General features: G+C 53.8%; 26 protein-coding genes. 13 read left to right on the top strand and 13 right to left on the bottom strand.

The window, feature by feature from the left end; genetic code table 11:
• The first annotated feature begins 54 nt into the window (after positions 1-54).
• Positions 55-591 (top strand): hypothetical protein, encoded by a 537-nt coding sequence (locus IMCC3135_RS04650; RefSeq protein WP_088916537.1) that lies wholly within the window; start codon positions 55-57, stop codon positions 589-591.
• A gap of 36 nt (positions 592-627) precedes the next feature.
• Here IMCC3135_RS04650 and IMCC3135_RS04645 read toward each other — a convergent pair whose 3' ends face one another.
• The 5 genes from IMCC3135_RS04645 to IMCC3135_RS04625 form a co-directional block, all read right to left on the bottom strand.
• A complete protein-coding gene (locus tag IMCC3135_RS04645) occupies positions 628-1446 on the bottom strand; it encodes an OmpA family protein (RefSeq protein WP_169727408.1) in 819 nt (272 codons plus the stop codon).
• Positions 1447-1448: 2 nt separating this feature from the next.
• The gene (locus tag IMCC3135_RS04640) at positions 1449-1832 is read right to left on the bottom strand and encodes a DUF4398 domain-containing protein (RefSeq protein WP_088916535.1); all 384 of its coding nucleotides are present in this window, start codon (positions 1830-1832) and stop codon (positions 1449-1451) included.
• A 170-nt stretch (positions 1833-2002) separates the two neighbouring features.
• Entirely contained in the window at positions 2003-3205 is a 1203-nt protein-coding gene (gene choV / locus IMCC3135_RS04635; protein WP_205737909.1) for a choline ABC transporter ATP-binding protein, read from the bottom strand.
• A gap of 58 nt (positions 3206-3263) precedes the next feature.
• Positions 3264-4103 (bottom strand): choline ABC transporter permease subunit, encoded by an 840-nt coding sequence (gene choW, locus IMCC3135_RS04630; RefSeq protein ID WP_088916534.1) that lies wholly within the window; start codon positions 4101-4103, stop codon positions 3264-3266.
• Between the two features lie 48 nt (positions 4104-4151).
• Positions 4152-5147: a choline ABC transporter substrate-binding protein gene (locus tag IMCC3135_RS04625; RefSeq protein ID WP_205737908.1), complete on the bottom strand. Its 996-nt coding sequence runs from the start codon at positions 5145-5147 to the stop codon at positions 4152-4154.
• 75 nt (positions 5148-5222) lie between these two features.
• Here IMCC3135_RS04625 and IMCC3135_RS04620 point away from each other — a divergent pair, with 75 nt between their 5' ends.
• Positions 5223-8513 carry a DEAD/DEAH box helicase gene (locus IMCC3135_RS04620; RefSeq protein ID WP_157735766.1) on the top strand — a complete coding sequence of 1097 codons (3291 nt, stop codon included), beginning with the start codon at positions 5223-5225 and terminating at the stop codon, positions 8511-8513.
• A 9-nt stretch (positions 8514-8522) separates the two neighbouring features.
• On the opposite strand, the gene IMCC3135_RS04615 is transcribed toward IMCC3135_RS04620, so the two are convergent.
• The 3 genes from IMCC3135_RS04615 to IMCC3135_RS04605 are packed head-to-tail and all read right to left on the bottom strand — an operon-like array spanning position 8523 to position 11870.
• Complete coding sequence (locus tag IMCC3135_RS04615; protein WP_257790418.1) at positions 8523-9827, bottom strand: MFS transporter; 1305 nt, start codon at positions 9825-9827, stop codon at positions 8523-8525.
• Between the two features lie 53 nt (positions 9828-9880).
• Positions 9881-11221, bottom strand: coding sequence for a CBM9 family sugar-binding protein (locus IMCC3135_RS04610; RefSeq protein ID WP_236994806.1), 1341 nt, complete (start codon positions 11219-11221; stop codon positions 9881-9883).
• A gap of 31 nt (positions 11222-11252) precedes the next feature.
• A complete protein-coding gene (locus IMCC3135_RS04605; RefSeq protein WP_157735764.1) occupies positions 11253-11870 on the bottom strand; it encodes a hypothetical protein in 618 nt (205 codons plus the stop codon).
• A 248-nt stretch (positions 11871-12118) separates the two neighbouring features.
• Here IMCC3135_RS04605 and IMCC3135_RS04600 point away from each other — a divergent pair, with 248 nt between their 5' ends.
• The 4 genes from IMCC3135_RS04600 to IMCC3135_RS04585 all read left to right on the top strand — a co-directional run bounded on the left by IMCC3135_RS04600 (position 12119) and on the right by IMCC3135_RS04585 (position 16757).
• Entirely contained in the window at positions 12119-12733 is a 615-nt protein-coding gene (locus tag IMCC3135_RS04600; protein ID WP_157735763.1) for an EndoU domain-containing protein, read from the top strand.
• Positions 12734-12817: 84 nt separating this feature from the next.
• Positions 12818-14512 (top strand): mechanosensitive ion channel family protein, encoded by a 1695-nt coding sequence (locus tag IMCC3135_RS04595; protein WP_088916528.1) that lies wholly within the window; start codon positions 12818-12820, stop codon positions 14510-14512.
• A 30-nt stretch (positions 14513-14542) separates the two neighbouring features.
• Positions 14543-15997, top strand: a complete 1455-nt coding sequence (locus IMCC3135_RS04590; protein WP_088916527.1) for an aldehyde dehydrogenase family protein — start codon at positions 14543-14545, stop codon at positions 15995-15997.
• A gap of 13 nt (positions 15998-16010) precedes the next feature.
• On the top strand, positions 16011-16757 hold the full coding sequence (locus IMCC3135_RS04585; RefSeq protein WP_088916526.1) for an SDR family oxidoreductase: 747 nt from the start codon (positions 16011-16013) through the stop codon (positions 16755-16757).
• A gap of 76 nt (positions 16758-16833) precedes the next feature.
• Here IMCC3135_RS04585 and IMCC3135_RS04580 read toward each other — a convergent pair whose 3' ends face one another.
• Positions 16834-18540 (bottom strand): methyl-accepting chemotaxis protein, encoded by a 1707-nt coding sequence (locus IMCC3135_RS04580; protein ID WP_088916525.1) that lies wholly within the window; start codon positions 18538-18540, stop codon positions 16834-16836.
• Between the two features lie 292 nt (positions 18541-18832).
• On the opposite strand from IMCC3135_RS04580, the gene IMCC3135_RS04575 reads away from it, so the two are divergent.
• From IMCC3135_RS04575 to IMCC3135_RS04565, 3 genes are all read left to right on the top strand, one after another.
• The gene (locus tag IMCC3135_RS04575; protein WP_157735762.1) at positions 18833-19456 is read left to right on the top strand and encodes a hypothetical protein; all 624 of its coding nucleotides are present in this window, start codon (positions 18833-18835) and stop codon (positions 19454-19456) included.
• 71 nt (positions 19457-19527) lie between these two features.
• Positions 19528-20232: a hypothetical protein gene (locus tag IMCC3135_RS04570; protein ID WP_088916523.1), complete on the top strand. Its 705-nt coding sequence runs from the start codon at positions 19528-19530 to the stop codon at positions 20230-20232.
• Between the two features lie 67 nt (positions 20233-20299).
• On the top strand, positions 20300-20764 hold the full coding sequence (locus IMCC3135_RS04565) for a hypothetical protein (RefSeq protein ID WP_205737906.1): 465 nt from the start codon (positions 20300-20302) through the stop codon (positions 20762-20764).
• Positions 20765-20792: 28 nt separating this feature from the next.
• On the opposite strand, the gene IMCC3135_RS04560 is transcribed toward IMCC3135_RS04565, so the two are convergent.
• Positions 20793-22064 (bottom strand): glycosyltransferase, encoded by a 1272-nt coding sequence (locus tag IMCC3135_RS04560; protein ID WP_088916521.1) that lies wholly within the window; start codon positions 22062-22064, stop codon positions 20793-20795.
• A 171-nt stretch (positions 22065-22235) separates the two neighbouring features.
• On the bottom strand, positions 22236-22838 hold the full coding sequence (locus IMCC3135_RS04555; RefSeq protein WP_088916520.1) for a YigZ family protein: 603 nt from the start codon (positions 22836-22838) through the stop codon (positions 22236-22238).
• A 130-nt stretch (positions 22839-22968) separates the two neighbouring features.
• On the opposite strand from IMCC3135_RS04555, the gene nthA reads away from it, so the two are divergent.
• Genes nthA through IMCC3135_RS04535 form a run of 4 tightly spaced genes read left to right on the top strand, consistent with a single transcriptional unit; the run spans position 22969 to position 25050 of the window.
• Positions 22969-23640 (top strand): nitrile hydratase subunit alpha, encoded by a 672-nt coding sequence (gene nthA, locus IMCC3135_RS04550; protein WP_088916519.1) that lies wholly within the window; start codon positions 22969-22971, stop codon positions 23638-23640.
• On the top strand, positions 23637-24317 hold the full coding sequence (gene nthB / locus IMCC3135_RS04545; RefSeq protein WP_088916518.1) for a nitrile hydratase subunit beta: 681 nt from the start codon (positions 23637-23639) through the stop codon (positions 24315-24317). Before nthA ends, nthB begins: the two co-directional genes overlap by 4 nt.
• The gene (locus IMCC3135_RS04540) at positions 24314-24694 is read left to right on the top strand and encodes a nitrile hydratase accessory protein (RefSeq protein ID WP_088916517.1); all 381 of its coding nucleotides are present in this window, start codon (positions 24314-24316) and stop codon (positions 24692-24694) included. The genes nthB and IMCC3135_RS04540 overlap by 4 nt, the downstream gene beginning before the upstream one ends.
• Positions 24694-25050 (top strand): YajD family HNH nuclease, encoded by a 357-nt coding sequence (locus IMCC3135_RS04535; protein ID WP_088916516.1) that lies wholly within the window; start codon positions 24694-24696, stop codon positions 25048-25050. Before IMCC3135_RS04540 ends, IMCC3135_RS04535 begins: the two co-directional genes overlap by 1 nt.
• A gap of 17 nt (positions 25051-25067) precedes the next feature.
• Here the strand turns inward: IMCC3135_RS04535 and IMCC3135_RS04530 are convergent, their stop codons facing one another.
• Positions 25068-25478: an MAPEG family protein gene (locus IMCC3135_RS04530; protein ID WP_088916515.1), complete on the bottom strand. Its 411-nt coding sequence runs from the start codon at positions 25476-25478 to the stop codon at positions 25068-25070.
• Positions 25479-25498: 20 nt separating this feature from the next.
• Positions 25499-26281, bottom strand: a complete 783-nt coding sequence (locus IMCC3135_RS04525; RefSeq protein ID WP_088916514.1) for a 3-hydroxybutyrate dehydrogenase — start codon at positions 26279-26281, stop codon at positions 25499-25501.
• Between the last annotated feature and the right edge of the window lie 67 nt (positions 26282-26348).

The raw sequence follows: 26348 nt of genomic DNA, 5'->3' as shown, positions 1-26348 counted from the left end.
GATAATCAGTCTTTGTGTTGTAGCCGCCTGGCACAGAACTTACTGACAACACATATGACGCCCACACATCTTTCACTGGAAGCCATCATGATCAGGAAAAGTTCATTAGTCGCGGTATTAGCCAGCACGATGGTAATGGCCAGCTGTGCCTCATTAAAGCCTTCTGAACGCCCTGCCTACACCGGTGCCGACACAGTGAGCTCAGCGAATCCATCGCAGCTGGTGGGCCTGTGGACAATGTCCGATCTGAACCCCTACCCGCAAGCCGAACCTCAGAGCAGAACAATCGAGTATCGCTCTGACGGCACCTTGACAGGCCAGATTACGCCAGAAGGTGAGTCGGCCAAAGCACTGGGAGGCATGACCTTCGAGATGAGCGGTCGCTGGCAACTGGAGGAAGACAGGATCACGCACGAGGGCCTGGAAATGAAAGTGATCAGTGATGGCTCGAACCCGATGGCGAGCCTGCTTGGCAAGGCATTCAGTCAGAAGAAGAATCTGTCAGGACAAGCCAATATCTACGAACTCTCCGCAAACCGTATCGTTATGGTCGGCTCTGATGGTGTCGCGATGGAGTACGTGCGGCAATAAATCTTGCCGCACGCGAGTCATCTTGAACCTTTCAGATTACTCTTCGAACTCACTGACCTGAGTTGGCATATCCGGGAATATGATTTCAACACGGCGGTTTTTCTGACGGCCTGCAGAATTAGTATTACTGGCAACCGGCAGAGCTTCACCAAATCCTTGCGTCGTGATTCGTGATGGTGAAATACCTTCATTGATCAGTGCCCGTCGAATGGAGAATGCGCGATCACGAGACAGACTCAGGTTGTACTCATCATCGCCCATGCTGTCAGTGTGGCCTTCGATGACAGCAACCCGTTCCGGATAGCTGCGCATGAATGAGGCGATCTTGGCAATGTTACGACCGGCACCCGGGGCCATCGTGGCCTCATTCACCTCGAACAACACATCGCCCAAGGTCAGCACCATGCCGCGTTCAGTTTTTTCGGCCTTCAGGTTCTTCATCTGATCCTGTAGTGCCTTGGCTTCCAGCTTGACCTTTGACAGCTCGGCTTCACGCAAGTCCAGTGTCACACTGCGACGCTCCAGCGCCATGTCCGACAACTCGCGATCCATCTCGTTACTCTTGGCGATCTGTTCGGCGATACGCACCCGCTGACTGGCCAGGTAGGAGAAATGCTCAACATCTGCCGGCTTCTCATCCTGTTTCCAGCGCCTTTCTGCCACGTCCAGAGCATCTCGGGCTTTATCGAGTTCTTCCGGTGCATGACGTACCAGTGTGACATCCTGTGATGCCTTCTCATAGGCCGCACGAGCCTGATTAAGAGAGTCATTCTGTTTAGGTGCGCTGCTACAAGCAGTCATCGCCATCGACACCAGCGCAGCAGTTACCAATGGTCGGAAAGGTATTTTTTTCATGATCATTTACCTGTGCGGGTTGAAGTGCGAACAGCTTCTTCGCGAATCATCTTGATGTTGTCCTGCGCCTCCTTGAGCGCGAGGCGAGACTTCTCGGCATCAGCCGTGGCGCGTGCCAGCTCGGCATCAGCAAGGGCTTCGGAACTCAGTTGCCGGGCCTTGCCATAACGCTCTTTGGACACCGCCTTGTCTGCGGCTGCCTGCTTTTCACGAGCAATGCGCAGTTCGATGGGAGCATATTCACGCGCCCCCGAGGTCTCAGCGTTTTTGAGAGCAGAGCTTGCCAATGCAAGTTCGGATGCAGGTTTGGGTGCGTTACTGCCGCAGGCGCCCAAGGAGCCGGCGACGAGGAGTACCGCACTGAGTCGGACGATGGATTGTTTCATGGAGGGTATCTCTTACGATGACTTGAAAGAGATATCGGCTCATTTACCGCGCAGGTTAGCCCCTTCCGGATTACCAGAAATTCAGCTTTGCCTGTAATACGACGTCCACAGGCTCATTAGCGAGAACCGCGCCACAACAACCTGAACATAACGTGAGAAACCACGCAGATTTAACGACTGTGCAGAGCCATCAAGATGTCAGAATCGCGAATCAGTCCACATGAAATCCCATCGCCATTCTGCACCAGGATCGGATATTCGCTGCCAGCAGCCAGTTTCAACAAGGAATTGACCATCATTTCAGGGCGAACACCGTGAACCGTCTGCGGCCTCTGCTCGGCAAGCTCCTCTGGGGCCTGCTCCTGCTCTGACAACTCATCAATGGTTCGCACCTCACATTCCACGCCGCGATAGCTGACGCGGGTTTTCCCGTCAGCCTCTTGTCGAATGATCATGCCCGACTCGGCATGCTCGAAATGGTCGCCCACCTGCTCCAGTGGTTGCATGATGGCATCAGCTGTGAGTACCGACAATGGATTGATATTGGCAACAAAGCGACTGACGTAATCGGTCTTGGAACTGAAGACGATATCGTTGGCAGTACCTGTCTGCACAATGCGACCACCATCCATGATGCTGATCTGATTCCCAAGCTTCAGAGCCTCGTCCAGGTCATGACTGACGAATAGAATGGTTTTCTTCAAACGGCTCTGCAGTTCCAGTAGCTCATCCTGCAGATGCTCTCGTATCAGAGGATCCAGTGCCGAGAATGGTTCATCCATCAAAAGAATATCAGCATCGGTGGCGAAGGCACGGGCCAGCCCTACCCGTTGCTGCATTCCGCCTGACAAGGTGTGAATGGGTTTGTCAGCCCAGGCCTGCAAACTGACCAGTTCCAGCTGAGCATCGACTTGCTGCCGAATGGCTGCATCGGATTCGCCGCGCACCGACAAGCCGAAGCCGATGTTTTCCCGCACCGATGCCCAGGGCAGCAAGGCGAATTGCTGAAACACCATCGCCAGGTTATTCCTGCGCAACTGTCGCAATTCTCGCCCCTTACAGGTTGAAACATTGACAACACCGTCGCGCGTAGTCACTTCAAGCACTCCTCGTGTCACCGTATTCAGACCGTTGACACAACGTAGCAATGAGGACTTGCCCGAACCGGACAAGCCCATCAGAACCGAGATGGAGCCGGCGGGCACGTCCAGAGAGGCATCTGCCACACCCAGCACAATGCCTGTTTGCTCCAGAATTTCCTCACGACTTTTGCCATTGTCGAGCAACTGCAACGCCTGGGGCTGCTGTTTGGCAGGCCCAAACAGCACATCAACCTGCTTCATGCTGATTGCTGTTTGTGATGTCATGGGCATGCGATTGTCTCGATCAAGGATATTTCAAGCCATGCAGCCTGAGTTGAAGTGCTGACACTCATGGCGTCTGCGGTCGTTGACGGCACAGACGATCAAGCAGAATGGCCACAATCACGATAGCGAGACCGGCTTCGAAGCCTTTTTCGATATTGACGGTATTGAGCGCCCGGACAACCGGTTTACCCAGGCCATCAGCGCCGACCAGTGCGGCGATAACCACCATGGATAGCGAGAGCATGATGCATTGAGTCAGACCGGCCAGTATCGTTGGCATGGCATGAGGCAATTCGATGCGCCACAACTGCTGCATCCGTGTACAGCCAAACGACTCACCCGCTTCCAGCAAACTCTTGGGCACTTCAGAAATCCCCAGGCTGGTCAGGCGAACAGGGGCCGCCAGAGCAAATACGATGGTGGAAATCAATCCCGGAACCACCCCCAGACCAAACAGAATGAGCGTGGGAATCAGGTATACAAATGTCGGGATTGTCTGCATCAAGTCCAGAACAGGTCGCAACATGGCATTCAGGCGCGGGTGGTGTGCCGCATGAATTCCCAGCGGCACGCCTATCAGCATGCAGAACATGGTGGCGTAGAGCACCAGCACCAGGGTTTGCACGGTCTCTTCCCACAGACCCAGGTTGATGACCAGCAATAAGGACAGCGCGGTGAAGATCGTCAAACCGCGGCGCCGGTGAAGCCACCAGGCCAGTGCGGTGATCAGCGCAATCAGAACCAGTGGTGGCACCGCCACCAGCAGGTCGGTCGAACCTTCGATCAACCACTCCAGAGACTCTGAAATGGCATCGAAGAAACCCGATGCGTGATCATTGAGAAAATCAACGAATCGGGCTATCAGTTTGCCGATCGGAACTTTGGTATCAGTCAGCCATTCCATGTTCAAGCAACCTTCTGACTGACGTTATCGAGTGCGATCGGCATTTGCTTACAGACCCAGCGCTACCTGTGCTGCGTCCAGTGCCGGCTCGCCATCAACCGTATTGACACCCTCAAGCCAGCCTGCAAGTGACTCCGGATTGGCGCTCAGCCAGGCTTTGGCCGCATCCATAGGCTCCTGTCCATCATCAAGAATAGCCGCCATCACCTCGTTTTCCATCGCCAGCGTAAACGACAGATTCTTCAGCAACTGACCCACGTTGGCACATTCTTCTACATATCCTCCACGTACATTGGTATCAACCGTTGCACCGCCCAGATTCGGTCCGAAGAAATCATCACCACCTTCCAGATAGGTAAGATCAAAATTGGCATTCATCGGATGTGGCTCCCAACCCAGGAAGACAACCGGGTTGTCACGCTTGGTAGCACGTGCCACCTGAGCCAGCATGCCCTGCTCGCTGGACTCAACAACCTTGAATTCTTTCAGATTAAATGCATCTTTATCCAGCATGTCCTGAATGAGTCGGTTACCATCGTTGCCCGGTTCAATTCCGTAGATGCTCTCATCCAGCGCGTCGGCATGGGAGGCAATATCGGCAAAATTCTTGATACCCAGCTCGGCTGCAGCACTGTTTACAGCCAGAGTGTATTTGGCACCTTCCAGATTGGTGCGTACGACATCTACCGAACCTTCTTCACGGTAGGGAGCTATATCAGCTTCCATCGTTGGCATCCAGTTACCCAGAAACACATCAATATCGCCATTCTTCAAGGATGTATAGGTTACGGGTACACTAAGTACCTGCGCTTCAGGCTCATAGCCGATGGCCTCCAGTACAGTGGATGCCAGAGCTGTGGTGGCCGTGATGTCGGTCCAGCCGACATCAGAGAATCGAACGCTCTTGCAGCTATCAGGTTCGGCCGCAAAGGCCGGAGTTGCTGCGAAGCTTGCATAGACAACGGTGGCAATTAATGTGCTGCCAACGCTTTTCACAGGACTCATTGCCGATGTCAGCCATGGCATGGCATGGGTCTTATTCATTTTTTTCATCACGAAGTCTTCTAAAAGGTGCCGCTTGAGCATAAACCAATTGCCTGTAGCGGGTACAATCCTCCGGTGAACAATCAGCCTCGTATTTTAAATTTCGACGACGTCATTGAACTTTGTGGTTCAGTGGCGACTTCCCGTGGTCAAGTGTACAAAGCCAGTGGCGCTGTACAGGAGATAGAGTGGATACCCGAGAGCAGTGTGCTTTCCGGCACCGTTCAGGGTAGCCAATCCGAGCCCTATCACGCTCGCATAACCATTGCACCACATCGTTTCGATGGTGAGTGCTCGTGTACAGCACGCTACAACTGTAAACATGTGGCTGCCACTATCCTCAGCTGGATAGAACGCCAGACCGCCGCCCCTACACCCGATGACCAGGCCCTGCGTGCAGTCAATCGCTGGCTGCAGAAGCTGGTAGAGCAAGGTCGCAAGTCAGCACCGCTGCACGAACATCATGAACCGGGCGAGCCACTACTGTTCTATCAGCTGGATAGCACAGCACTTTCTCAAAACGAGAATGGCATCACTTTGCAGATTCTGCAAAGCCGCCTGCTCAAGCGCGGCGGCTACGGCAAGGAATCACCCTATCGCTATAACGGGCATTACTATCACCCGGACTGGGTGCTGCATAGTGATCGCTCCATACTGGAACTGGCCATTGGCCGGCAAAGTGACTTTTCCTACCGCGAATTAACCGTCGAAGGCGACATCGGCCATCTGCTGATGAACAAGCTGATCGATTGCGGACGCTGCTTCTGGGGTCCTGAACGAGAAACTGCCCTGGCGCGTAACGCCACCCGTACGCTCACCTTTGACTGGGAGCTGGATGACAAGGAATGTTTCTCATTGACAACCCGGATTCCCGAAGTTGACGAGTGGATACTGGTGCCCAGCGATCCGCCCTGGTACATCGATATCGGCAATTCGAAAGCGGGTCTGCTCGACAATGCACCGCCTGTGAACCTGTTGTCACAATTTGTCGAAGCACCACCGTTACCCAAGGCGCATGCCCAGGCCGTCAGCAACTATCTGGCCTCACGCCTTCCTGACAGCAGCCTGCCTCTGCCCAGTCCTCCCAATTTTGTGCGTATCGACGAGGCGCCTCAGCCCGTGCTGGTTTTGCAGTCACGCGACGACAGCCCTGATATTCGCGACTTCTACGCCTCCATTAAATTCCGTTACGCCGACTACCTGCTGCCTTTTGACGCCATGGAAGCGGATGCGACTCTGGAAGGCAAGACACAGGATGGCAAGCCACTGGTACTGAAACGGGATCTGGCTGCCGAAATTCGCTATTCGGTGGACTTTGGCAAGCAGTTTCCCGAATTTGAATCAGCGCAGACCAGCGACAACGAGTTCTATTCTCGCGCCGATCGCAAACCGCGTGCGCTGGAAGTGCAGCGTATTGCCCACAGCTGGCGTGAGCTACTCGATGAGCGCCCTGAGCTGACCAATCGTGGCTGGACTATCCAGATTCGTGAACCATTCGATCTGAGCTTCAAATCCGTCACACAAATTGAAGCTACCGTCAGTGAAACCACCTCGAACTGGTTTGACATGGCGCTCAAGCTCAAGCATGGCGACCAGCAGTTCGATCTACTGCCGCTGGTTATCGACTGGCTACAAGGCGACTCGCGCGACAGTTCAATTCTGCTGCAGGCTGAGGACGGTCAATGGCTGGAGGTCTCGCCAGAGGTCTTTGCCCCCGTCGCAGAAACCCTGATGGAGCTGTACGACGACCCGACTGGCAAGGTACACCTGCGCCTGCCTCGACAAAGGGCAGCCACACTGGATACCCTGGAAAGCCATTGGCAGCAGCAAGGCGTATCAGTCGCCTGGAACCATGCCGAGCATATCTTTGATCTGGCCGAACGACTGCGTAACTTCGAAGGTATCCATCAACAGGAAAAGCCGGTCAATGTGCATGCCACACTACGCCCCTACCAGCTCGAAGGCATAGCCTGGCTCGGTTTTCTGGGTGAATACGGTTTCAACGGCATTCTGGCCGATGACATGGGACTGGGCAAGACAGTACAGACACTCGGCCACCTGCAAAATGAGCGGGACCATGGGCGTATGACACAGCCGACCCTGATCGTAGCTCCCACCAGTCTGCTGGGTAACTGGAAGCGTGAAGCTGCCAAGTTCACACCCAATCTGAAAACCCTGATCTGGCACGGCACCACCCGTAAACTTGATGATCTGATCGCGAACCCGGTGGATATCGTCATCACCAGTTATGCGTTAGTCACCCGTGATATCGAACTGCTATCCGATCAGAAATTCGGCTGCATCGTACTGGATGAGGCTCAGGCCATCAAGAACCCGACGGCCAAGGTCACACAAGCACTGAAGACCCTGACCATCGAACGGCGCATTTGCCTGACAGGTACGCCACTGGAAAACCATCTGGGTGAACTCTGGTCGCAATTCGATTTTCTGATGCCAGGCTTTCTGGGCACACGCAAGCACTTCAACCGTTACTTCCGCACACCGATCGAGAATCACGGCAGCCTGGAAAGACAGCAACGACTGGGAGCTCTGATACGCCCATTCCTGTTGCGTCGACGCAAGGAACAGGTGGCAACCGAACTACCGCCGAAAACCGAGATCATCCGCGAAGTCACGCTGGAACCACGCCAGGCGCGGCTCTACGAAAGCATTCGCGTCAGCATGGAACAACGCGTTCGAGCACTATTGGCCGAACGTGGACTGGCACGCAGCCATATCGAAATGCTCGATGCACTGCTGAAACTGCGTCAGACTTGCTGTCACCCGGCACTGGTAAAACTGGACAGTGCTCGCGGCATTCAAGAGTCGGCCAAAACCGAACTACTGATGTCCATGCTCGAAGAGCTGATCGCCGAGGGCAAGAAGATATTGCTGTTCTCGCAGTTCACTGAAATGCTGGGCATTATCGAATCAGAACTTGAAAAACGCAGCATTCGCTACGCAAAACTGACCGGCCGTACGCGCAAGCGTGATGAGGTTATCGACTCGTTCCAGCATGGCGATATCCCACTGTTCCTGATCAGTCTCAAGGCAGGTGGTACCGGTCTTAACCTGACCGCCGCCGATACCGTGATTCACTATGATCCGTGGTGGAATCCTGCCGTGGAAAATCAGGCCAGTGACCGAGCGCATCGTATTGGTCAGACCAAGCCGGTATTCATCTACAAACTGGTTGCAAGCAATACGGTTGAAGAGAAGATCATGGCTATGCAGCAGCACAAGAAGCTGCTTGCCGATCAGACTGTCAACCAGACTGAAGGTGCTGCCATGCAGAACCTGACCGCTGATGACATCATGGATCTGTTTGCTCCCAGCGAAGACCCGGACGCCCCACCGGCCCAATAAAAAGTCCAGCTATCGGGCAGCAGGCGCACCATGTGCCTGACTGCCTGAGGCTGCCAGCTTTGCCAGAATGTCGGCATGTACGGATGCGCTAATCGGGTAACCGCGCATGACCCAGACCGCTATCAGCTTGAAAAGAATGCAGGGGCCGCCATACAAGACCGCCAGCCATAACAGTGACACATCATCATTGGGCTGCGTAGCGCTGAAACCTGCCAGATCCAGCAAGGGAAATACAAGACCGATCGCCAGGGCGTAAGACAGCTTCGAAGCTGTACCCCACAAGGCAAAGAACAAACCGGGACGACGATAGCCCGACTCCAGCGCATCCCATTCAATGACATCTGCATTGATGGCACTGGGCAAGGACAGATCAGCGCCCGTGGTAAAACCGGTCGCGGCAACAATCACATAAAACCAGAAGACGCTTTGCTCACCCAGAAATGGTGTCCAGACGAAGAACAGACAGGCCAGCATCATGGCGATCGACCAGGTGCGATGCTTACCGAAGCGCCTGGACATTGCCAACCAGAATGGCACAGCCGCAGCGGCTGCAACAAAATACAGAAACAGAAAGACTCCCGCCTGTGCCGGCACTTGTAGTACATGAGTCACGTACAACAGAAACAGGGTGGCAGGCATGGCATTGGCCACGGCATTGAATAGAAAACTGACCAATAGTTGCCGAAAGGGATTAGCTGTTTTCATCAATTGCCAGGCGGCACTTATCGAGTGCTCGGGCAAATGGGTCGTGGCAACATCAGGCACCCTCCATGCAGCCCAAAGCGTGGAAATACACAAGGTGATCAACACCAGCCAGGTAATGAGCGATAACACCGAGGCCAAGTCCTGACCATCATCCGAACCAAATATAGCTGGCACCAGCAAGGCTGCCAGGGTGCCGGCCAGACCGAAGGCCACCCTCACCCCTGTCACTACACTACGCTGGTTGTAATCATCTGAAAGCTCTGCCGCCCAGGCACTGGCTGGCACCACGGACAAGGTTCCGCCAAGATAGATGATAATGGTCCAGAACAGCAGGTAGCCACCACCCACCTGAGCGGGTGGATTGAACAGAAACCACACTGACACGGCAATCAGCGGTGCCGCAAGCACGATAAATATCTTGCGCCGGCCAAAGCGACTCGAGGCCTGATCTGACCAGTAGCCGACAAGTGGATCGGTCACTGTATCGGCCAATCGTGCCAATAGCACTAGTGCACCGATGATGCTGAGACTCAGCCCCGTTGACTGCGCATAGTAGGTCGGTACGATAACCTGCAACGCAATGAACGCTGCCGCCAACGGGAAAGCCAGACTGCCATAGGCCGCCAGCAGTCCGACAGGCAGTGGTGTGGTGTTACGAACGATTACAGTGGCTCAGGCTCAAGACGCGCGGTCCCCATGCGGATCGGGAAACGCCAGGTATTATCCTCACCCGTGTCGTTGTGCCAAGCCCATTTGGCATCTCGCATACCACCGTCGACATCATTATTCAGTTGTATATCCAGACCGAAAGACTCCCCCACCGTAATGCCCGCCCGCTGCAAATCGATACTGACTTCATAAATCTGTTGCTCACCCGTCGACTGGCAGATACAGGTGGCAAATTCGAAAGCTGACACATCGATAGGTGCGGACTGACCACCCAGATCGAACCGGGTGTTTGGCGAATCCGAGCTGTTGGCGCTATCCTCTCCGAGCGTAGACAGCAGGCTGATGATTGCGTGATAGTCGTCAATGCCATCGTAGCTGGCACCTTTGCTGTTATTCCCATCGAGGAAGATATCGATCGCATCATCATTAAAAAGCTCGAAGGAATCACCGAACGGTGTCTGTGCGCCGTCAAGTTCCGAAAAAACCATTAAATACAGAAATTGCCCATCGTGCATACCAGCCCAACGATAACTCCTGTCGGGCTCGCCCGGCTGTATGACGTCATTGTCTATCAGCACATTATTGATCAGCAGATCACTGGAGTTCGTGTCGAAGTATTGTGCGTTATTCCATAGCGGATCAAAGCTGCCATCAATGACAGGCGTTTGGTCGGTATAGAAGATCACCACTTCGGGCGGACCTTCAGCCAGATCATTGGGGTCCGTACCTTCCAGTCGCTCCTGTAGATTACCAAATCCATCAGCGTCGATGTCCAGATCAGGGCGTGGGTTCTCTTCAGTTGACGCAACGACATAGGCATCGGCATCCAGCGTGATCGACTGGTTCTCACTTACTGCAGGAATCAGCCTTTCGTAGCTGGCTAGCAGCAACTCACTATTGAGCTCGGCTGGCAGACCCTCGACACCGGTCTCAACCCAATTCACCATGAGGTTGGCATCACTGCCCTCAGGGACAAATAACTCGCCTTTCCACGCGGAACCATTGGTTGACGCTGACAACTGCGTAGCCGGGTAATTGATGCCATCAACATCGACACTGACTCGTGCTTCGACCAGAGACTCGTCTATTGCCCTGCTGATCAGGAAACCCGGCTTGCTGAGCGTCAGACCACTGGACTCATTGAGATTCAGTCCACCTTCCCCATCAGAGGATCCCGTATTACAGGCACCCAGCAACACTACGGGGACTGCCAGACAGGCCGCCAGTCGCATAACTCTTCTACCTGCGCCCGCCGCCGCGAACAGCGACGGCATCACAGCAGTTGTGTTACTGATGGCAATTTTCAACCCTGGCGCGCTGCCTTCCTTGTTCATCTGCACTGTATTCGAATCCGGTTTCACTCGTTTAAAAGGGAGGGTTCAACGTTACAGTCAGTCGGCAACTACCTGCATCACATTGCTCGTCGCCGCCACCAGAACCACCACCGGATGAGCTTGCAGCGCTGGCAATCAAGCCCAGTACCAGTAGCCCCCCAACAACATAGATAGATTTAGGAATCTGTCGACCTGTCGTCTCCTGCTCCGTACTGCTTGAATCAACGATGGCTTCCACACTTTCCGAACTCGCAACAGGTGGCACAATATTGCGCACCAAAGGGCTGAACGTGTAACCACGTACGGTTCGATTACCGCTAGCGTCACGCGCCTGGATGTAATATTCCATGGCCGTATAACTATTCGGATCAGTGGGTATCTGCGCTATATAGGTTGATGAATAAGAGACCTGCGTCATGATAAAGCGTGAATAGCTGCTCTCTCCCACAAAGCGGTAGTAGAGATTCACACTGTCGAGTTCCTGATCATCTACCACTGTTGCGACAAACGTCTGGCGGATATCTGCCTCGGACTCATCAACAACATCGTGCTCAATCAACGGCGGATCCACGTCGACTCGCACATCATCGCCCTGCGCATAGAGCAGTCCGGTTCCAGTACGTTCTGGCACGAATTGCGTCAATTGCATAGTGGAAACGCCGTCGTGCTGGTGCGGCAGCGCGGCATCATGGGCATGCGCGCTCGGCACAGCTGGCACAAACTGTGTCAGTGTGAACAACGCAATTAACAACGTTTTCAGGCACCTATGCATATTTTCTCTGTGATCGCCTGTGAATGTGATCAATTGGACCAGATTCCATGAAAGCAAGCCAGCAAGTCATCAACTTGTTAATCTTAATAGATTAGTTTATCGACATCGGATCTGGACGAGTTATTGTGAACAAATATAAAAGATACATTCCCATTGTTGCAGTAATTCTGCTCGCACTGGGTGTCAATCTGGATCAGTTTGGCATTGATCTGAATTCATTGTCTCGTGGCGGCTCGATCAGTAGCAGCACGAACCAGACTCAGCAGAATTCAAACTCTGGCCAATCCGCTAGTCATCAAAAGCAGAGCAGCGCTCACAGCGAGCCGGATTATCCCAAGTGGAGCCAGACCGATCCCAACGTCAATCAATGGCATATATTTGCCGGAGAAATCAATCGCAGTGGTAAACCTGTAGGATTTCATTCCAGGCCTGGTGGTCAGGACCCTGCCTCAGCGCGTGTGAAATCCATCCGTGACAAGCCCAACCGGGCAGGTGTCTATACTGCCTCCATCGAAATTCAGGACGGTGCACAATGGAAGGGGAAATTTTCCAGCTTTTTTCCCGACTCTCTTTCACGCAACGAGGTTTTACAAGCCATCGTCAATGCTTATGCCAACAGTGACAATCCCAAGGCACAACCCTTCGAAGGCCCTTCCGGCCTGGGCTTTACCATCCAGGGTTACACCTCGAACCAGGGCGGCATCAACACCGCTTTTCCCATCTACGTCAGAGGCCAGTAATACTCGGCAGTCTGGGCCCGGCATGGCAATGCGGCACAAAAGCCGCTTTGCCATACCGATGAACGTTACATCAAGAGTTGCCCCATGACTCAGTGCTTGCCCAGATCTTCATCACTGATCGCACTCGTGCTCTACATGCTGCTAATGCCAGCCTGGGCACAGCAATCCGTCACACCGGAGGCGGTTGACCCGACGCTTGCAAGCTCATCGAATTCGAGCTCGCCCTCCAAACTCGAGCGTCTGGCCTACACCCAGAACGTGTTGACACAAAAACTGCAGGAACGCCGCGCCCTTGGCGAGAAAATCACAACCGCAAATGAGCAGGACAAGAAGGACCTGAGCCTTCAGGCTGATGAGATGACCAAGGACATCCAGCAGTTGAGAGTCACGTTGGAAAATCTTGCAATCGGCGGCATCGACACCGGACTGTTTGTTGATGAAACATCGACAGATGATGGTGACTGGCGCAAGGATATAGCGCTGATTGCACAGCCTGTCCTGGAAAGCCTGAAAGAGCTGACTGAAAAACCGCGCAGGCTCAAGGAACTCAATGATCAGATTGACCTGCATCAGAGAGAAGCAGATGTTGCCACCGCCGCACTGGTTAATCTGTCACCGTTGCTGCAACAAAATCCTCAGCAACAACTGGCCAATTCTCTCAATGGACTGAAGAAACTGTGGGAAGACAGATTGAGCGACTCGCAAAGCAATATGGAAATTGCGCGCTATCAGATCGTTGAGCTTCAGGGTGACAAGACACTATCACAGTCAATTTTCGAATCCATCAAACAGTTCGCCACTGGACGCGGCCTGACACTGTTGATTGCCATCAGCGTGGCTTCGGCCGTCTATTTCGGAATCCGTTTTCTGCTACGCGGGTATCGCGCAGCGCTGTCCGACAATACCGAGCACGAGAGTCGAACCCGTTACCGGCTGGCCGCATACAGCGTTCACGCCCTGACCTTTCTGTTGATCCTTATTGCTGTTTTTGTGGTTTTCTACGAACGTGGCGATGTACTACTTCTGGGTCTGCTGATTCTACTCATCGTTGGCCTGGCACTGGGTATACGACAACTCCTGCCTCAGTACATCTCAGAGGCCCGGCTGCTGTTGAATGTCGGTCCCATGAGAGAATCTGAACGTATCAGATTCCGCGGATTGCCCTGGCGGGTCGAATCGATAAACATGTATACCGTTCTACGCAATCCGGAATTGCATGGCGTGCTGCGTATTCCGCTGGCCGAGTTTCATGGCATGACATCTCGCCCCTCCGGCAAGAACCCCTGGTTCCCCAGCTCGCGTGGCGATACGATCTTGCTTGATGGCACCGAACTGCTTGAAGTGACCGGTCAGAACCCGGACACTGTCGAACTGAAATACCGCGGCGGCCAGACTGTCAGCATACCAACGGCCGACTACTACACCATGAGCATGATCAACTTGTCGCGCGGTGCAACCTTCGGCGTAACCGGCCTCTTCGGAATCGACTACCGGCATCAAGACATCAGTCACACCCATGTCCCAAAGATACTGCGCGATGCGGTACGCGAATCCCTGAGCCAGACCGATCTGAACGAATTCGTGAAAGATACTCGCGTCGAACTCAAAGAGGCGAACGCCTCCTCGATTGATTACTGGATTTTTGTGACTTGCGACAGTCGCGCCGCAAAGTCATACAGAAAAATCGAACGCCTCATACAAAATGCCTGCATAGAAGCCTGTACGAGAGAATCCCTGGAGATTCCCTACCCGCATATCTCTGTGGTCAACAAAAATTAATAACAACAGATACTCCTGACAGGATTTCCTATGGCTATTGATGACCTGTGGTTCGACCCGGCGCTTTGCTTCATCGCCAACGAGTGGGTACGACCTGTGGAGGGTGGACAGCTGGCGTTGAACAACCCCTCTGATGGCAAACAGATTTGCCAGATCGCCCGTGGCACGTCTGCCGACATCGACCTTGCCGTCACGCAGGCACAAACTGCCCTGCAGGGAGAGTGGGGCCGCATGAGCGCCGTCGAGCGTGGCCGTATCCTCTCCCGAATCGGTCAACGAGTGCTGGAGATGGTGGACATTCTGGCACGACTGGAATCTCTCGATGTTGGCAAACCATTGAGCCAGGCCAGAGCTGATGTCGTCGCTCTGGCACGTTATATGGAATTCTACGGCGGTGCCGCCGACAAGGTACATGGGGCAACCCTTCCCTACCTGGATGGCTATACCGTCTATACCTTGCGCGAACCGCACGGAGTCACAGGCCATATCATTCCCTGGAACTACCCCATGCAGATCATTGGTCGTTCCGTTGGCGCGGCATTGGCCATGGGCAATGCCGCGGTGCTCAAGCCTGCCGAAGAGGCCTGCCTGACAGCCTTGGCCTTTGCCGATATTGCACGTGAGGCGGGACTACCAGCTGGCGCACTGAACGTGGTTCCCGGTCTGGGGGCCGAAGCTGGCGCGGCTCTTAGCGCCCACCCTGGCGTACACCACATCTCGTTCACAGGATCAGCTGGTGTTGGCAAGCTTATTCAAACCGCCGCCGCCAGCCACGTCGCCCCCGTCACACTGGAGCTGGGCGGAAAATCCCCCCAACTGGTTTTCAACGATGCCGACCTGGACGCGGCCCTGCCCTTTCTGGTCAATGCCGGCATTCAGAATGCCGGACAGACCTGCTCGGCCTCGTCTCGTATTCTGGTGCAGCGACAGAGTCATGATGAGGTTGTCGAACGTATGGCCGAACGCTATCGCAGTCTTCAGGTTGGCCCGGCCCTGTCTGATCTGGACCTCGGCCCATTGATCTCCGCCAGACAGAGAGACATTGTCAATGGCTTTCTTGAACAAGGTAGCGAGCTGTGTACTGCGGCGCAGGGTTGTATCGTTGACGATGCCCCATCAGGTGGGTTCTATGTACCGCCGACACTCTTCACACAAGTAAACCCGGATCATATTCTGGCGCAGCAGGAGATATTCGGTCCGGTCCAGGTCGTCATACCCTTTGACGATGATGATGAGGCCATCGCCATTGCCAACGGGACCGACTTTGGACTGGTCGCCTCTATCTGGAGCCGCGATGGTGGTCGTCAGATGCGCATGGCCAGACAACTGCGAGCCGGCCAGGTCTTCATCAACAACTATGGTGCAGGGGGTGGTGTCGAATTGCCCTTTGGTGGAACCGGCCAGTCAGGACATGGACGCGAAAAAGGCTTTGAAGCGCTGTATGGTTTCTCTACACTTAAAACCGTAGCGGCCCGCCACGACTAAACGACAAAAAATCATGAGACTGCAAAACAAGACAGCCATTGTTACCGGTGCTGCATCCGGCTTCGGTGCCGGCATTGCCAGAAAATTTATCACAGAAGGTGCATCGGTCATGGTCGCCGATATCAATTTTGACGCCGCCCAATCCATCGCCAATGAACTGGGTCCGAAGGCTCTGGCCTGCGCTGTCGATGTGAGTATCGCCGCCGATGTGCAAAATCTGAGCAAGATGACGCTGGATGCCTTTGGTCATATAGACATACTGGTCAACAATGCAGGTGTGACGCACACGCCTCAGCCCATGGAAGACATCAGCGAGGAGATGTTCGACAGGGTGCTGGCAGTCAATGCAAAATCAGTCTTTCTGAGTGCCAAATACATCATTCCAATCATGAAAAAGCAAGGTTATGGTGTGGTGCTGAACGTGGCCTCCACTGCCGGCGTCAGTCCTCGTCCCAACCTGAGCTGGTACAACGCCTCTAAAGGCTGGATGATTACAGCGACACGCAGCATGGCCGTCGAGCTTGCCGCATCAGGCATACGAGTCAATGCCATCAACCCGGTAGCGGGCGAAACTCCTTTGCTGAAAACCTTCATGGGCGAGGACACCCCTGAAATGCGTGCAAAGTTTCTATCAACCATACCTCTGGGTCGATTCTCCACTCCCGAAGACATGGGCCATGCCGCCTGCTATCTGTGTTCCGATGAAGCCGGCATGGTGACCGGTGTCTGCATGGAGGTTGACGGCGGACGTTGCATCTAACGAGTTCGTGAAACAATAACGTCAGTTCACAGGCAAGCTTCAGTATCTCATTGAAGCTTTTTTGTTCTACGCTCCCTCAATCCCCGTAGCGACGAGTAATAACCAGGCTCTCCTCAGCACTGTTGCGTAACGCTTCTGAGGAATTACGCACCTCTGCAGCCGATATCTGAGTTGTACGCTGCCGTTCGAGCACCTCTACCAGAATGCCCCTGACAAAAGTATTGTCTTTGGTAGCACTGCCAATCAGTGAAATAACGCTCTGTACAACACTCGTCTGACCTCTTACAGACTCTGAGATATTTTCCTGCAATCCATCAATCTGCGAGACGATCAGATTGATGTTACCGATAGCATCAACGGCATGCCCGGTCTCAGTACGTATGGCAACAATTCGACGCTGAATTTCATCGGTGGCCTTGTTTGTCTCCTTGGCAAGCTCCTTGACTTCGTTGGCTACAACCGCGAAGCCCTTACCGGCATCTCCTGCCCGCGCCGCTTCAATCGTTGCATTCAGAGCCAGCAAATTGGTCTGCTCTGCGATGGAGGTTATCAACTTGATGACGTTGTTGATATCAACAGAGGAGTCGGCCAGCTTGCGCATGGTGGTATCGGTATTCTGTGCAAGCTCCACCGCCTGCGTTGCAACGCTTGATGCCTGGGTTGCATTACAGGATATGCCCTGCATACCACTTTCCATCTGCGAAACATCATTGGACACTTGCAGCAATACATCACGCACACCCTGAGCACCGGCCAGCACTTTCTGAGTCTGCTCATGATTTTGCTGAGCACTATCATTGATCGACTCGCCCAGCTTCTGCAGATAAACCGCCGATTCACTCAGCTGACTGGCATCGTCTTTGATTGAAGTGAAATCACGATTGAATTGTCCAAATAGCTGCTCAAGATCGCTGGTCATCCGGCCCAGGTGATCATCCGGTCGCATGCCCTGCTCAGGATTCGCTGACAGATATCCCAGATTGCCACCTGCGGCCGCACTGACAGCTTCGGAAAGGCGTTCAATTCTATGTCGCAGGATTTCTTCGCTGGCAGCCGCAATGCTGGCAAGCTCCAGTACGTGTCCCTGCTCACGTGACTTGGCCAATATGCGTTCCCTGTCAAGGTCATGCTGAATAGCTTCTTGCTTCTTGCGTTCACGCTCCTCCAGGGAGCTTTCAACCGAACGCTGCATCGCCATTGAGGTAATACGGTGACGCCGAAAATTCTCCAGTGCCATCGCCAGACGACCGAGTTCATCGCCCCTCTTGACATAAGGCACCACCATTCCGGGCTTATCTTCCTGCAAATCCCTGGCAACTGTCTCAAGCCTGCGTAAAGGGATGACCAATTGTTGCCTGAGAAAAAACCAGAAGAAGAAAGCAGCGATGCCACAAGCCACCAGCGCGGTCATCAGTACCCAATAGTTCCCTTTACGCAACGTTTCAATCTGCTCGCGCTGCAACAGGACGAAGCTTTGCTCAAAATCACTCAGCAAATCAAAGACTCGACCTATCGGCTCGGGTGAATCCTGCTGCAAGCGACTGCTGGCCGTCTGTGAACCACCAGCGGCAGAAGTTCTCTCCTGCTGGGATATCTCCTGATAGCTCTCCTCTACAGCGCTGACTTCCTGCAGGAGCAACTCCAGTTGAGTCGACAGGTTCTTGGCCTTTTCGACATTTTCCATCTTGGCATTGTTCACTGTGATGACCACGGGTGACATCACGCAAATAATTGCGAGAATCAAGACAATGTTGATCCTGCCACCAATCCCCATCAACTTCATGCTTGCTATACCTTAATCTTCCTGCACAGTTCCTTTCTAGCGGCAGACAGTACGTATTCTGGTTATCTGGGCATGGCTTCACAGGGTTACGCTAAGGCTATAAGCCAAAGTACACCAAGATCATGATGATTCTGGCACTCACACCCCACAAGTGCTAACAACCGGCCACCACAACTCAGTGTTATAAATTACTGCAGAGTGGTTTCATAGTGCATATCAATCAAGCCTCTGGCATGAAGGCCGCTAGTCTGAATGCAGCAATGAACAAATCGAGGGTAGATACATGGTATCAATGTCCAGAACTTGTCTTATTCAGCCAACAACCTGTTTGCAGGATTTCTTTCGAGAACGAATCGTTCAAGCCACAGGAAAACTCAGGCTGGACGGCAACGACGAAACGGTCTGGTACCTGACTCAATTGCTATGCAATTACTCGAAGACCAACCAGTTTCTTGACAACAATGGCACTGGCGCAACTCTGACCCCTTTGGCCGAGTACTACAGAATGGCTCTGGAGTCTGCAAGCAGACACGAACGCCGCCTGCTGCTACAGCGACTCGGTGATGTTGCCATCGTGGTAGCCGGTCTGTTCTCCGGCGCATTGAATAGAAAACCAATTGGTGTCTCCTACTACATCTCCATGGGCGAGTCCGCCTATGCCACCTTGGCGGACGAGGCATCACAATCCAGTAGAGACAGAGCTTTGCAGGGAATATTTGAGACCCTGGCCACTGATTTCAGTGACTATGTCGAAGTACTATCAGCAATACCGAGCCAAGTCAGCCACGAGAAAGATCTTCTGGAGCTGGTGGATGAATGGGAAAACACACAACACCCGACACTAGCCCGGGAACTCAGACGACAGGGTGTCTTCATAGACGAAAACCAGAATAACAAAACACCATGCTTGCATTGATTGGTAATAACTGCGATTCGATATAACGCACTCCTGACGTTTTTATCATTGCCCTATCATGGAGCTATTGCATGCTTGTCGAGACTCTGCAGTCCAGATTGCAACTTCAGTATGATCTGGCCATACCCTATCAGGTAGAACATTTCGTATCACACGATGCCGAACTGGCGCAGCACCTGGCCAGTGAGACAGGGGCTACTGACGGGGCTAACCCGGATACTGGAGACCATCATACTGCCGACATGACAGAAGAGACCATCTTCATCAGTCAGAGTGATGATTCTCTGGAATTTACACTCTATCTGGATCAGGATGTATTGAGCCTTGCCAACGAGCATACGCAGACCGATGACAAGGGTGCACTATACGCCTACGATCAAGGCTCAATTGATAGCCTGTGCACTGTTGTAGAAGGCGTTAGCCATGCCGTCTGCCTACTCTGGCATGCCCATCATGACCGGCAACTTCGGGCACTGGACATGGAGCTTCAGGCAGAGGTAGACAAGTACATGCTGCTACTCGAGTCCTGTTCCGACCCCCTCAGCAGAGACCAGCTACACAGACAATTATTCAGAAATGTACGCTACACTGCGCCCGTCGGATCGACACTATATGAGCGCTACAAGACGGCAGGTGACTTCGCGGCCACTTACTGTCATTGGCTGGTACAGGAATTTTCGGGACCTGGCGATCAACGCAGTCTGCACCAGGAGCTGGCGCGATTCTATCGATTATCCGGCACCGCCAAGTTCGATCGTATTCGACGTTTGCACTAAGAGGTTCAAGGGTAGGACTCTTGAAAACCCTGGAGCTCAGCGTAACGCGGGACTGACGGCAGCAGCAATGTCACACTTCATGACCCATCGGCCCGGCATGCTCCTTGTCGGTACATACCTGCTAAGCGGCCTGACGCACGGCGCACAGCCGACCCTGTCCCAGCAGTTGCTGGATGCCTACTTCAAGACTGCCGGTGTGTGTTCTACATCCCAGGTGCAGACTATCGAGGATGCGGAAGATGTCGTCACTATCACAATCGCCATCGAACCCCAAACGCTCGACACCCTTCTGAATTTAGCGAAACCGGATCGAAACAACTGGTTCAGCCTGCATTGCCCACCTGAAATTCACGGAGTCTGGCATCAGGAAAACCCACCCGCGGATATTCAGGTACAAGGGCAGATTGAAGAGAATCAACTGTACTCACTCAGTTGCGTGCAGTATCAGCAGGATCAATGGAATCAGACAACCCGGCGCCCGTCCTCAATCAAGGACAGAATTACAACATGGCTCGAAGATCGACTCAAATAGCAGGTCAAACGCCCGCTGCAGCTGTAACTTACTTGTTGGCGATAATGCTGTTGCGCTTCACCTTGTCGAAGATCTCGCTATAACGATCAATCATCAACGTCTTGTCAAAATGATGTGATGCGTGGCTTTGTGCAAAGGCAGACATCTCCTGGAGTCGCTGTGGATCAACGGCCAGAGCACTCAGGCACTCAGCCAGCGCTTCGGCACTTTTCTCCACCAGCAAACCACCCACTCCATGCTCATTGCGCGAGACGGCATCGGCACTACCACCTGCATCAGTCAAAACGACAGGCGTACCCGCTGCCTGTGCTTCGAGTGCGGATAACGGGTGCCCTTCTCGATCGCTGGACAGCACAAACACATCAAACGCTGCCAGCAAATCCGGAACATCACTACGCTCACCCAGCAACGTAACACGATCACCGATGTTCAAATCTGCTATGCACGCTTCGGTAGTATCACGCTGCGGACCCTCACCCACGATGACGACGCGTACCGACACACCCGCATCACGCATGATTGCAGCGGCTTCCACCAGACGTGGATGATTCTTGGCTGTCGCCAGGCGTCCCACCGTTCCAATCAGAAATTCTCCGGGTGCCGCCAGTTCACTACGCAGCGCCGCGCCGTTGCCACTGGCGTACAAAGAGGTATCCACGCCATTATTGACAACTGAAATGAGTTTGCCATCGACGCCGACATCTTCAGCATAGAAGTTGGCGGTATCCTGTGATACAGCTATCAACTGGGCCGTGACTCGGCTCAACGCACGATCAGCGATCCGGTTATGCAGCTTTTTCCAGACATCCCGATTGTGTTCGGTTACCACGACAGGAATGCCACTTCGCACCAGTGCAATGCGGGTCCATAGATTGGCCGTCCACAAATGTGAATTGACTACCTGAACACGATGTTTTTTCGCCAAGGCTCGCAGGCGTCCGGGAATCTTGTAGTCGATGCCCCGCTTCTTGTTCAGCAGATGCACGAAGACATCAGGTGACAATCGTGAAGAGAGCTCTCCCAGAGAACTCAGGCAGACAACATGGACCACGTCACCGCGCTTGACGAATTCATTGGCCAGATCGACAACCATGTGCTCGGCACCGCCGACCGTCAGGGCTTCGATAACGAACATCAATCGTCGAGGAGTTTGCAAGTAAGACACGTTATCAGGCAGGTCGCTGGACTCTTGTGAACGCGCAGCCTTTCGCACACCAGCAGGCTTGCGGCTTTCTGAGATGATCGAGGCTCGGGGTGACACGTGCTGTGTGCACGGCTCGGGGCGATCTTCAGTCAACATAGTTTAAGAGAGCAATGACTCTTGGGCTTACGCACCTTGGGCCTAGAAGCTTACCACCGCATTCTTGCTGCGACCAACATCTGTAGGCCCATATTCCAGAGTCGTGAACTACACGAAAACTGCGACTATCGACCAGTATGCAGTCTGATAACTAGGCTGTTAACCAGTTCACTACTCAGCGATAATCTCCCCGCCTCCCAGAACGGCCAGCTTTTCTTGCAATACTGTCATGTCCCCAAGCGGCACCATTAACGCCAGATGCACGCTGGTGTCGAATTTACGCTCTTCGATCAGAATGTCGGTACCTGCCAACCAGTGCTCCAGTGAATCCAGAAGCCCATAGGCCAGCTCTACCTGCACACACTGCCGGACAAACGTCTCGCGAGTTGTCAGCGCGAGCAGTGCCTGGCTCGCCGATTGACTATAGGCACGCACCAATCCACCTGCCCCCAGTTTGATCCCCCCGAAATAACGCGTCACCACGACAACGATATTGCCCAGTCCCGAGTGCTGCACGACATTCAGAATTGGTTTTCCCGCCGTCCCCTTCGGTTCGCCGTCATCATTCTGATCCTGCAGATAGATATCATCCGGGGGCCCAGCCACCATCGCCCAGCAGTGATGGCTGGCATCGGGCATTTCAGTGCGACACTGCTCGATGAACTGACGCGCCGCCACCTGTCCTGCAACATGCCCGACACTGGTGATGAACCGCGAGCGTTTGATAATCAATTCAAACTGCTGCGTGCTACTGGGGGTGAGAAAACGGTCCATTCCACACTTTAGCAAACTCCCGCAAGCTGCCGTTACTACCGGCACTCGATAATTCGAAATAACGGAGCGGTTGACGTGCTCAAGTCTGACCGTATGATGATGAAACCCGGTTCAAACCAACAACACGCCAATGACTGCGACAGATAAAACTGGAAATACCCCTGACGACCCTCATGGCGCTGCTGGACACGACCACCCGCACGATCACTCTCATCTGGACGATACCGCTTTACGGGTACGCTCACTGCAGAGTCTGCTGATTGACAAGGGTTATATCAAAACCGATACCCTCAACGCCCTGATAGACACCTACGAGAACCAGGTAGGTCCACGCAATGGTGCACGCGTGGTAGCTCGTTCATGGGTTGACCCCCAATTTCGCGAATGGCTATTGAACGATGCCACCGACGCTATCGCCTCACTGGACTTCAGTGGACGACAGGGGGAACACATGGTGGCGGTGGAAAATACGGCCGATGTTCACAATATGGTGGTCTGCACTCTGTGCTCCTGCTATCCCTGGCCAGTACTTGGCCTGCCTCCAGCCTGGTACAAATCTGCACCCTATCGCTCCCGAGTGGTTATTGATCCGGCAGGCGTTCTCAAGGAATTTGGCGTTATCCTGCCTGAATCCCGACGCATCACGGTCTGGGACTCTACTGCCGAAGTTCGGTACCTGGTCATACCAGAGCGACCCAGCCAGAGTGAACACCTGAGCGAGGAGCAGCTGGCCGCGCTGGTTACGCGCAACTCGATGATAGGTACTGGGCTTGCTCTGCCCGTTGCCGGCCAGAGCGCATGAACGGCGTCCATGACATGGGCGGGCTTCAGGGCTTTGGTCCTCTGGCAGCCGAATCTGAAACCCAGACCCTGCATGATGATCATCTGTTCGATCATGACTGGGAACGGGACGTACTCACCATGACACTGGCGATGGGAGCAACCGGTACCTGGAACCTGGATGAATCACGCTCGGTACGCGAAAGTTTGCCGCCCGCGCAGTATCTGAGTATTGGCTACTATCGTGTCTGGCTTCAGTCGCTGGAGAGGTTGCTGTTGAATCACCAGCTGATCACAGCTGCAGAACAGGCCTCAGGCAAGTCGATGACAAAAGCTGCCCCTGTAAAACGCGTATTACTTGCCAAGGATGTCAGCACGGTGCTACGCAAGGGGGCTCCGGTCAACCGAGCCGTAGACAGCCTCCCCGCCTTTGCTCTCGGCGAGCAGGTCCGGGTGCGTAACCTGCACAGCAGCACCCACACACGCCTACCGGCCTACATTCGCAATCACACCGGCATCGTTCACAAGATCCATGGTGCGCATATCTATCCCGATGCACATGCGCTAGGACAGGGTGAACAACCTCAATGGCTGTACAACATCCGCTTCAGCGCCACCGAACTATGGGGAGAGCAGGAGACCCGGCGTGGCGATGTGCATGTCGATTGCTGGGAACCCTACCTGTGTACACAATCATGAACCACAATACCCCCAACGACAAGAATTCAGACACCGCGTTACAAGCACTACCCTCCATTCCCAGAGACACCGAAGGTCCGGTGTTCAGCGAACCCTGGGAGGCAGAGGTATTCGCCATGACACTGTCATTACATGAACAAGGGGTTTTCACCTGGCAGGAATGGGCGACAACACTGAGTGAAAGCATTCGCACTGCCCAGCAACAGGGTGACCCTGATCTGGGCGATACCTACTATAGTCACTGGCTATCAGCTCTTGAGCACATGATCGTGCAAAAAAGAATTGGCGAACGTAGTGAACTGGCCCGATTACACAACGATTGGGACGAAGCCGCCTGCCGCACACCTCACGGACAACCCATCGAACTTTCCCGATAATGAAAAAGCCAAACTCCGACAAACTCGACAAAATCGTTGCCAATGCCCGGGCTGACTACTCCACCCGCGAAAACGGCTATCGTCAACGTGCATTGAAGCTCTACCCTTGGGTGTGTGGTCGCTGCATGCGAGAGTTCGACAATTCGAACCTGAGAGAGCTGACCGTGCATCATCGTGATCACGATCACGACAACAATCCGCAGGATGGCACCAACTGGGAGCTGTTATGCGTCTACTGCCATGACAACGAACATCAACGCTATGTCGAGCAAGTAACCACCGGCAAAGAGGACAAGGGCGAGGTTGCCACCCACAACCCCTTCGCCGATTTGAAATCAATGCTCACAAAGCCCTGATCCGGACAACTCGATCGTCAGAACAGTGCGGCCAGCATCATGGCCATGGAGGCCAGGAAACTCACCGCCCAGATGATGGAGCGCCACGGCACCCAGCCAAAGACATAGGCAGGGATATAAAGCAGGCGGGCCAGCAGATACGACCAGGCACACAATCCTGTGAATCCACTGGATTGACCCGACTGGCTGATCACTACGACGGCGATCGTGAACAATATCAACGCCTCGAAGTGGTTATTCATGGCACGGATCAGACGGCCTGTTGGCACACTGACCTGACTGCCGATAGGCCCCCCCAGGCGAGCCTCATCGCGTGGCGACATAGTCTTGGATGTGCCTATCTCCCGGTTGACCGGCACCGCCATCAGCATGAATTGAATGCCCTGTAGCAATCCTGCCAGGGCCAGTACCGTCAGTTCTGTCGTCATGATGATCTCTGTCCTTTGATTTAGTGAGCTGTCCAACCACCATCAATCGACACAGCGCCGCCAGTCATGGACTGGGCGTCGTCGGAGCACAGAAATAACGCCAGCGCAGTTACCTGCTCGATTGTGGTGAACTGTTTGTTCGGTTGCGCTGCCAGCAGCACATCCTTGATGACCTCTTCCTCAGTCATTCCACGCGCCTTGGCAGTATCAGGAATCTGCTTTTCCACCAGCGGGGTCCACACATAGCCCGGGCATATGGCATTGACTGTCACGCCCTGCTCTGCCACTTCCAGCGCCAGAGTTTTGGTCAGACCCAGCAAGCCGTGCTTGGCCGCCACATAAGCGGACTTGAAGGGCGAGGCAACCAGCGCATGTGCCGAGGCAATGTTGATGATTCGACCCCATTGTTTCTGCTTCATGAACGGTACTGCGGCCTTGCAGGTGTAAAAGGCGGCTGACAGATTCAGGGACATGATGGCTTCCCACTTGTCATCGGGGAAATCCTCGACTGGCGAGACGAACTGCATGCCTGCGTTGTTGACCAGTATATCCACGCCTCCAAAGGTATCTGCCGCCGTCTGCATCAGCTCTCTGATGGCCGCGGGATCCATGAGATTGGCGGAGCTATAAATGACCTTGCCGCCCGACAGAGCTTCCAACCTCGTACGCAAAGGCTCGATCTCATCGGCAGACTCCAGGCCGTTGAGTACCAGGTTCATGCCTTTGGCAGCCAGTGCTTCGGCAATGCCCAGGCCAATACCGCTGGTGGATCCGGTTACCAGTGCAGTCTTCAAATCACTCATCACAATCAATCTCGATTTTAAGGAAAAAAATATTGTCAAACGACGGCATCATTAGTTTACCGGACCC

Source organism: Granulosicoccus antarcticus IMCC3135 (assembly GCF_002215215.1).
Lineage (GTDB): Bacteria > Pseudomonadota > Gammaproteobacteria > Granulosicoccales > Granulosicoccaceae > Granulosicoccus > Granulosicoccus antarcticus.
Note: the sequence above shows the minus strand (reverse complement) of the source record. Positions and strands in the feature narration are given on the sequence as shown.